This window comes from Citrobacter sp. Cb080 (genome assembly GCF_030334745.1).
Taxonomy (GTDB): Bacteria; Pseudomonadota; Gammaproteobacteria; order Enterobacterales; family Enterobacteriaceae; genus Citrobacter; species Citrobacter braakii.
In genome coordinates, this window is record NZ_JAOWDG010000053.1 from 1 (window position 1) to 5,203 (window position 5,203).

Here is a 5,203-nt window from a genome sequence, read left to right on the forward strand (position 1 = left end):
TGACCTGCCCCCACGATTAGATACAACACTCAGTTAGTAACGTCGGAATCTTCATTCTCAGAATGACCCTTTCTCCAGCCCGCTGCAAATTCAGACGGTGTCTGATAATTCAGCGTGGAGTGCGGGCGGCATTCGTTATAATCCTGCCGCCAGTCATTAATAATTTTCCTGGCATGAACGATATCGCTGAACCAGTGCTCATTCAAACATTCATCGCGAAATCGTCCGTTAAAGCTCTCAATAAATCCGTTCTGCGTTGGCTTGCCCGGCTGGATTAAGCGCAACTCAACACCATGCTCAAAGGCCCATTGATCCAGTGCACGGCAAGTGAACTCCGGCCCCTGGTCAGTTCTTATCGTCGCCGGATAGCCTCGAAACAGTGCAATGCTGTCCAGAATACGCGTGACCTGAACGCCTGAAATCCCAAAGGCAACAGTGACCGTCAGGCATTCCTTTGTGAAATCATCGACGCAGGTAAGACACTTGATCCTGCGACCGGTGGAAAGTGCGTCCATGACGAAATCCATCGACCAGGTCAGATTGGGCGCCGCCGGACGGAGCAGCGGCAGACGTTCTGTTGCCAGCCCTTTACGACGTCTTCTGCGTTTTACGCCCAGGCCACTGAGGTGATAAAGCCGGTACACGCGCTTATGATTAACATGAAGCCCTTCACGGCGCAGCAACTGCCAAATACGACGGTAGCCAAAACGCCTGCGCTCCAGTGCCAGCTCAGTGATGCGCCCTGATAAATGCGCATCAGCAGCCGGACGGTGAGCCTCATAGCGGCAGGTCGACAGGGATAAACCTGTAAGCCTGCAGGCACGACGTTGCGACAGACCGGTCGCATCACACATCAACATCACGGCTTCCCGCTTCTGGTCTGTCGTCAGTACTTTCGCCCAAGAGCCACCTGAAGCGCCTCTTTATCCAGCATGGCTTCGGCAAGCAGCTTCTTGAGTCTGGCGTTCTCTTCCTCAAGCGACTTCAGGCGCTTAACTTCAGGCACCTCCATACCGCCATACTTCTTACGCCAGATGTAAAACGTGGCATCGGAAATGGCATGCTTGCGGCAGAGTTCACGGGCGGGTACCCCAGCTTCGGCTTCGCGGAGAATACTGATGATCTGTTCGTCGGAAAAACGCTTCTTCATGGGGATGTCCTCATGTGGCTTATGAAGACATTACTAACATCGGGGTGTACTAATCAACGGGGAGCAGGTCAATCATATTAATTATGGTCTCTGGTCTACAGGGGCTAAACTTAAAGTATTACTTAAAGACCTTAAAGTTATATTACTTGTTTACACAAGATAATAATAAGAGTCTTAAAGACTAACTTTAAGAGTACTTAGAGTCGTCTCTTCATTAATCTTGTCATTATTAACTCCTTAATAACTAACAGTGTCTCCGCAAGACACAACCCTATCAATCTCAAAGACATTCTAAATGTGCATCCTTTGTCCTGCTGGTCTCCCTATTGCTTGGGGACTTTGAGTAGGTCAGTAGGGTGCGGCTTAGGGTGCATATTTAAAAGGTAACCAAGCAATGAATAATCTACATAAACATGCAGGTCATATTATCTCTATTGAGAATCACAGCTTTAAGGCCAATGAGTCGGGCATGTGGAATCTTACCGAAATATGGAAGGTCCTCAGGTTACCTAACAATAAACTGCCCTCTCAGTGGCGCGGTAAGGTAACCAAGAGACTCACCGACATGCAAAAAATGCACGTCGAGAAGGTTGGCATTGAAGGCATAACTTACGCAGACAAGCAGGCGACATTGAAGTACGCCGGGTGGGTCTCCGATGATTTTGAAGATATGGTCTATGCAGCCTTTGAGTCCATCCTTGAGATGCCCGAAGTTGCCGAGGCAGTGGCTAACAAAATGGTCGAGCTTGGCTACCATGCTGAAGCTGAGCTATTGGAACGACATAAGGAAGATTATAGGGAATCTATGAAGACCCTACGCAATATTGGCAGCAGAGTTGATGGTAGGAAGCCTGAGCGCATATACAGAGCGGTTCTTGGGGGGAACTTAACGAAAGCACTGGGGCTATCTATGATTCCGCATAACAGCGTCTGGTACGCTAGAACGGAGAATCTATGATAGCTACTGACCGCTGTAGAATCGACTCAAGGACACCAGAAGGCCGCAAAGCCCTTCGCTTTATGACGGTGCCTGTCAGCGCACTTATCGCCGCCTTGGATATCCCAGATCGTTCTAAGCGTGCAGACAACGCTTATTACTCGAAGGCTGAGCTATGCCTCATGGCGGTTGCCGCTGGGTTATCACCTAAAGATTTTCACCGTAGTTAATACCACTATAAACATAACCTTTGAACTGACCAAAATGCGGGGAGACACCGTAGGGATTATTACACCCTATGGTAGACCGACAAGTTCAATTCCATTCAGATTTCAAAGGAGAAATTATTATGTCAATTTCATATAGAAAATTAAATATCACACTGAGCGCCGACAAAGAGACCGTATTGGTATTTGGTCAGGAGTTATCTACAAAGTATTTCACTGAGGTTATCGTTACTACCATGCTTAATTCCACTGGGTCTGACATAGCGAAATCAAATCGTATTCTTAACGATATTCATGCCATTGGTCTTAATGCCTCTGATTACGGAAAGTATTCCCGTTGGTGGGCTGAAAGTAATGTACAGGAGCGCCAAGAAGCTGAGCGTCGACGTAAAGAGGCTGAGGAACATCAAGAGCGTATGGCCGCTATTCATGCAACGCCAGCAGAGATTGCTAAAGCTGCCGCTGAACGTAGAGCACGCGACGAAGACCTGATTAAACGCTTCGGCAATAAAGGGGCCTCTTTCGGATACTAACTGATCACTTTCGGTGGCGCTGCTTGGATTCTGAGATAAGACCAATGGTGTCACCAGTTACTTTTTTACGTAGTGCATTCATATACTAAGGAGATATTTATCATGGCTATTACAAATCAAATTAACAAAGCATCCTCAATGGCTTCTCTGCGTCAGCCTCAGCGAGATAAAGACGGTCAAATCATTAAAGGGTCTGTATGGGGCACTGACATCTCACGCACTGACTATGTTCAGATGACCAATGGTCAAGACTCCCAAGTTCTCAACGTAGGCTTTACGGACCGCTCAGGTCGTCCGATGGCCTTCGGGAATGACTCACATGATTACGTTCAGGCGCTGGAGGACTCTTTGGACGAGACCTTCAACGATGGTGATTTCCGCACTGCTGTAATGGAGCATGTCTTCCCCTGTGAGTTTCGCCCATACGGCACTGACCCTACGCCTATTCGCCGTCAGGCTCTCCAGAATCGTACCGTCCGCTTTAAGCATAATGGTGCGTTTAACCCAGCTAAGGATGCTCCGTCTACTACAGCCATCACCGGGGCAAGTGTAACTGTCACCCCAGTGTTGAACCCTGAGACCAATAAGACTGGCATTCTGTGTTCTGCTGCTACTCATGTATCTGACTTCGATATGATGGGAGGGTGGACTGAAGGGGCGCTAATCCAGACTGTAGGCGATATGCAGGTCCAATACTGTCGTCAAATGTTTGCCGCTGTGGTCGATGTCCTGAAAGATACACCAGACCTACAAGTCATCGAAGCGGTCCCACTGAGTGGGAAACCCTCTGACCAAGCTGAGGACCTTCTGGACATCTTAGCGCTGAATCTTCCGGTCGAGTTGGGTAACACACTGCCTGACTATGCTGTATTGGTCCCTGAGAAACTAGAGGCAGTCTTGGACCGATCTGCTCAACGCGCAGGCCATGAAGATATTAGCGACCTGCTGGGCTGCACAGTATGCGGCTATGCGGGTGATGATACAGGTGTCTATCTCCTGCCTAAGCGGTTTGCTTCTATCTGATCTTGACCCTCCATCTCCGAACAGCTTTTGTATCTTAAGTTAACGATGTCCGCTGCCGCCGGTATTCCCTCGGGGAGTGATATCCCAGCGCGCTGTGCGGGTGGTTTTCATTGTAATGCGTGAACGCTACTGCAAGGTTTCGCAGTGCTGTTCTCACATCCGGTTTTGGCATGAACGCGATATAGTCTTCTTTCATCGTTTTCACGAACCGTTCGGCCATGCCATTACTCTGCGGGCTGCTCACCGCTGTTGTGCAGGGCTCCAGATTCAGCTCTCTCGCGAACCTCCGCGTTTCATACGCGGTATACGCTGAACCGTTATCCGTCAGCCACTGCACCGCTGTGTCGGGCAACCTGTCGCCGAAGCGCTTTTCCACCGACCTCAGCATCACATCCTGCACGGTCGAACTGTCATAGCCTCCCGTGCTTGCTGCCCAGTCTATGGCCTCACGGTCGCAGCAGTCCAGCGCGAACGTTACCCGCAGTTTTTCGCCGTTGTCGCAGCCGAACTCGAAGCCATCTGAACACCAGCGCATATCGCTTTCTGCCACCGCTATCTTGCCCTTATGTTCACGCTTCGGTCGCTCTGGTTTGTGATGCAACAACAACAGGTTATGCTCACGCATTATCCTGTAAAGCCGTTTGGCATTCACAGGTAGCTGTCCCTCTGTGCGACGTTGCTTGCGCAGGATGCCCCACACGCGTCGATAACCATAACTCGGCATATCGCTGATAATGTTGAGGATAGCCGACAGTATTTCTGCGTCTGCTTCTTCATTACGCCGGTTACAGCGCCTGTCCTGCCAGTCGGCAGAACGGTTAATCCGCAGTGACAGTTGCGCACGCGACACGCCCATGGTCCGGCAGACCATGGCTATTCCCCGTCCTTTGGCAACAAGGGCGCGTGCGCTATCCATTTTCGCGACTGACCGTACTCCACGGCTTCTTTCAGGATCTCAACTTCCATCGTCTTCTTGCCCAGAAGGCGCTGAAGCTCCCGGACCTGCTTCAGAGCAGCAGTAAGCTCAGAAGCAGGAACGACTTCCTCTCCAGCCGCAACGGCGGTGAGGCTGCCTTCCTGATATTGCTTCTTCCACTTAAACAGCAGGCTGGGCTGGATACCATGCAGGCGGGCGACATGGGAGACATTCATACCCGGCTCCATCGTCTGCTGGATAATGGCGATCTTCTCCTGAGGAGTTTTACGTTTACGGACTTCTTGCCCTAACAGGATCCCGGTCATCTCAAAATTGGCGTTAGTGTTAGACATATATTCAAGCCTATCTCTTATCTGGAGATACAGCTACTGTCCGGTGTTTCAGGGGGCTACATCA

4 protein-coding genes and 1 pseudogene are annotated in these 5,203 nt (G+C 50.1%); 3 read left to right on the top strand and 2 right to left on the bottom strand.

The features are described 5' to 3' along the window. Positions 1-29: 29 nt before the first annotated feature. Positions 30-1,150 (bottom strand): IS3-like element ISSen4 family transposase gene (locus OGV38_RS09235; protein ID WP_096147877.1). Its coding sequence is split into 2 segments (ribosomal slippage): positions 30-892 and positions 892-1,150, totalling 1,122 coding nucleotides; the frame shifts between segments, so codons are not numbered across the junction. A 394-nt stretch (positions 1,151-1,544) separates the two neighbouring features. Here OGV38_RS09235 and OGV38_RS09240 point away from each other — a divergent pair. The 3 genes and pseudogenes from OGV38_RS09240 to OGV38_RS09250 form a co-directional block, all read left to right on the top strand. Further along, positions 1,545-2,108: a hypothetical protein gene (locus tag OGV38_RS09240; RefSeq protein WP_048254082.1), complete on the top strand. Its 564-nt coding sequence runs from the start codon at positions 1,545-1,547 to the stop codon at positions 2,106-2,108. A gap of 328 nt (positions 2,109-2,436) precedes the next feature. After that, positions 2,437-2,847: a DUF6971 family protein gene (locus OGV38_RS09245; RefSeq protein WP_182930060.1), complete on the top strand. Its 411-nt coding sequence runs from the start codon at positions 2,437-2,439 to the stop codon at positions 2,845-2,847. A gap of 102 nt (positions 2,848-2,949) precedes the next feature. Next, a pseudogene (locus OGV38_RS09250) lies at positions 2,950-3,867 on the top strand (hypothetical protein); the annotation flags it as partial. A 37-nt stretch (positions 3,868-3,904) separates the two neighbouring features. On the opposite strand, the gene OGV38_RS09255 reads toward OGV38_RS09250, so the two are convergent. Further along, a protein-coding gene (locus tag OGV38_RS09255; RefSeq protein WP_117086587.1) for an IS3 family transposase occupies positions 3,905-5,112 on the bottom strand; the annotation gives its coding sequence in 2 pieces (ribosomal slippage) (positions 3,905-4,791 and positions 4,791-5,112; 1,209 coding nt in all). Positions 5,113-5,203: the final 91 nt, after the last annotated feature.